Origin of the sequence: Streptomyces sp. WELS2, assembly GCF_013870595.1 — a bacterium.
Lineage (GTDB): Bacteria > Actinomycetota > Actinomycetes > Streptomycetales > Streptomycetaceae > Streptomyces.
This window is the reverse complement of sequence record NZ_JACBWZ010000668.1, coordinates 1-3,508: the sequence shown is the minus strand read 5'-3', so window position 1 is coordinate 3,508 and position 3,508 is coordinate 1. Positions and strand designations below refer to the sequence as shown.

Annotated in this window: 2 protein-coding genes; both read right to left on the bottom strand. The window is 71.7% G+C overall.

The window, feature by feature from the left end; genetic code table 11:
* The coding region (locus H5J33_RS27770) for a 3-hydroxyacyl-CoA dehydrogenase NAD-binding domain-containing protein (protein ID WP_181797580.1) at positions 1 to 2,145 on the bottom strand (2,145 nt) is incomplete at its 3' end.
* Between the two features lie 41 nt (positions 2,146 to 2,186).
* On the bottom strand, positions 2,187 to 3,401 hold the full coding sequence (locus tag H5J33_RS27765; RefSeq protein ID WP_181797578.1) for an acetyl-CoA C-acetyltransferase: 1,215 nt from the start codon (positions 3,399 to 3,401) through the stop codon (positions 2,187 to 2,189).
* Positions 3,402 to 3,508: the final 107 nt, after the last annotated feature.

Sequence of the window (3,508 nt, the reverse complement as noted above, 5' to 3'; positions counted from 1 at the left end):
CGCCTTCGCCACCAGCAGCGCGGGCGGCGCGAACCGGTCGCCGTAGCGCTCGGCCAGCTCGCGCGCGCGGGCGACGAAGCCGGGCAGGCCCCCTTCGTAGCCGTTGATGTACTGGAGCACACCGCCGGTCCAGCCGGGGAAGCCGATGCCGAGGAGCGAGCCGACGTTGGCGTCGGCGACCGAGGTCAGGACGCCCTCTTCCAGCAGGCGTACGGTGTCGAGCGCCTCGGCGAAGAGCATGCGCTCCTGCATGTCCCGGAACGGGATGCCGTGACCGGGCTTGGTGAAGTGCTCGCGCAGCCCCGGCCAGAGACCGGCCCGCTTGCCGTCCTCGGTGTAGTCGTAGAAGCCGGCGCCGCCGCTGCGGCCGGTGCGGCCGAACTCGTCCACCATGCGGTCCACGACCGTCTCGGCCGGGTGCGGGGTCCAGGTGCCGCCGGCCTCCTCCACGGCCCGCCTGGTCTCGGCCCGGATCCTGCGGGGCAGGGTGAGGGTCAGCTCGTCCATGAGGGAGAGCACCTTGGCGGGGTAGCCGGCCTGGGCGGCGGCCTGTTCCACGGAGGCGGGCTCGACGCCCTCGCCGACCATGGCGACGCCCTCGTTGATGAAGTGGCCGATCACCCGGGAGGTGAAGAAGCCACGCGAGTCGTTGACGACGATCGGTGTCTTGTTGATCTGCCGGACCAGGTCGAAGGCGCGCGCGAGGGCCTCCTCGCCGGTGCGCTCGCCCTTGATGATCTCGACCAGCGGCATCTTGTCGACCGGCGAGAAGAAGTGCAGCCCGATGAAGTCGGACTGGCGCTCGACGCCCTCGGCGAGCGTGGTGATCGGCAGGGTGGAGGTGTTGGAGCACAGCAGCGCGTCGGGGGCGACGACCGACTCGATCTCCTGGAAGACCTTGTGCTTGACGGCGGTGTCCTCGAACACGGCCTCGATGACCGCGTCACAGCCCGCGAGGTCGGCCGTCTCCGCCGTGGGGGTGATCCGGGCGAGCAGCGCGTCGGCCTTCTCCTGGCTGGTGCGGCCCTTGGCGACGGCCTTGGCGCACAGCTTCTCCGAATAGCCCTTGCCCTTGACCGCGGCTTCCGGGGAGACGTCCTTGAGGACGACGTCGATGCCCGCGCGGGCGCAGGCGTAGGCGATGCCGGCGCCCATCATGCCGGCGCCGAGGACGGCCACCTTGCGCACCCGGCGCGGCTCGACGCCCCCCGGCCGGTTGGCGCCGGAGTTGACCGCCTGGAGGTCGAAGAAGAACGCCTGGATCATGTTCTTCGAGATCTGCCCGGCGGCCAGTTCCACGAAGTAGCGGGCCTCGATGACCTGGGCGGTCTCGAAGTCGACCTGGGATCCCTCGACGGCCGCGGCGAGGATGTTGCGCGGGGCCGGGTAGGGGGCGCCGTTCGTCTGCTTGCGCAGGTTGGCCGGGAAGGCGGGCAGGTTGGCGGCGAACTTCGGGTGGGCCGGGGTGCCGCCGGGGATCTTGTAGCCCGGGGTGTCCCAGGGCTGCCGGGACTCGGGGTGGGCGTCGATGAACGCGCGGGCCTTGGCGATCAGCTCCTCGGGGCTCTCGGCCACCTCGTGGACCAGGCCGTTGTCCCGGGCGCGCCGGGCGTTGTACTGGGTGCCCTGCAGGAGCACCTTCAGCAGGGCGTCCGCGATGCCCAGCAGGCGTACGGTGCGCACCACTCCGCCGCCGCCGGGGAGCAGGCCGAGGGTGACCTCGGGGCAGCCGATCCGGGTGCCGGGGGTGTCCAGGGCGATCCGGTGGTGGCAGGCGAGGGCCAGTTCGAAGCCGCCGCCGAGGGCCGCGCCGTTGATCGCCGCGACGACCGGTTTGCCGAGGGTCTCGATGCGGCGCAGGTTGCGCTTGATGGCGAGGCCGCCGTCGAACAGTTCCCGCGCGGTGTCGGGGGTGACCCGGATGAGGTCGCGCAGGTCGCCGCCGGCGAAGAAGGTCTTCTTGGCCGAGGTGAGGATGACGCCGCGGATGGAGTCCCGCTCGGCCTCCAGCCGGTCGGTGATCACGGCGAGGGAGTCGCGGAACGCCTGGTTCATGGTGTTCGCGGACTGGTTCGGGTCGTCCAGGACGAGGGTGACGACACCGGTGTCGTCCTGCTCCCAGCGGATGGTGGTGCTCTCGGTCATGACAGTCGTCTCCGTTGAAGTCGCTTGGTTCCGCGGGGAGTTCAGATGCGCTCGATGATGGTGGCGATGCCCATGCCGCCGCCGACGCACAGCGTGGCGAGGCCGTAGCGCTTGTCCTGGCGCTCCAGTTCGTCGACGAGGGTGCCGAGGATCATCGCGCCGGTGGCGCCGAGCGGGTGACCGAAGGCGATGGCGCCGCCGTTGACGTTGATCTTGTCCAGGCTCAGGCCCATGTCCTTCGCGTAGCGCAGGACGACCGCGGCGAACGCCTCGTTGATCTCGACCAGGTCGATGTCGTCGATGGTGAGGCCGGCCTTGGCCAGGGCCTTGCGGCTGGCGGGGGCGGGGCCGGTGAGCATGATGGTCGGCTCGGAGCCGGAGACGGCGGCGGAGACGATCCGCGCGCGCGGGGTGAGGCCGTGGCGTTCGCCGGCCTCCCGGGAGCCGATCGCGACGAGCGCGGCGCCGTCCACGATGCCGGAGGAGTTGCCCGCGTGGTGGACGTGGTCGATCTTCTCGACCCAGTGGTACTTCTGCAGCGCGACGGCGTCGAAGCCGCCCAGATCGCCGATGTCCGCGAAGGACGGCTTGAGCTTCGCCAGGGAGTCGGCGGTGGTGCCGGGGCGCGGGTGCTCGTCGTGGTCGAGGACGACCAGGCCGTTGCGGTCCGTGACGGGGACCACCGAGCGCTCGAAGCGGTTCTCCTTCCAGGCGGTGGCGGCGCGCTCCTGGGACAGGGCCGCGTACTCGTCCACGTCGCGGCGGGAGAAGCCCTCGATGGTGGCGATCAGGTCGGCGCTGATGCCCTGCGGGACGAAGTTGACGGCGAGGTTGGTCATCGGGTCGTTGAACCAGGCGCCGCCGTCCGAGGCCATCGGGACGCGGGACATGGACTCGACGCCGCCGGCCAGCACCAGGTCCTCCCAGCCGGCCCGGACCTTGGCGGCGGCCAGGTTGACGGCCTCCAGGCCGGAGGCACAGAAGCGGTTCTCCTGGACGCCCGCGACGGTGTCCGGCAGCCCGGCGGCGAGGGCGGCGATCCGGGCGATGTCGGAGCCCTGGTCGCCGATGGGGCTGACGACGCCGAGCACGATGTCGTCGATCCCGGCCGGGTCCAGGCCGGGGAAGCGGTCGCGGATCTCGTGGATGAGGCCGACGACCAGGTCGACGGGCTTCGTGCCGTGCAGGGCGCCGTTCGCCTTGCCGCGCCCGCGCGGGGTGCGGATCGCGTCGTACACGTACGCTTCGGTGCTCACTGGGGTGCCTTTCGGGAGGGTGGGCCGGGCGGGGTCGGCGGGGTCAGCCGCCGTCGGTGTTCGCGTCTTCGGTGGCCGGGGCGGCGGGGCGGGGCGGTACGCGCCAG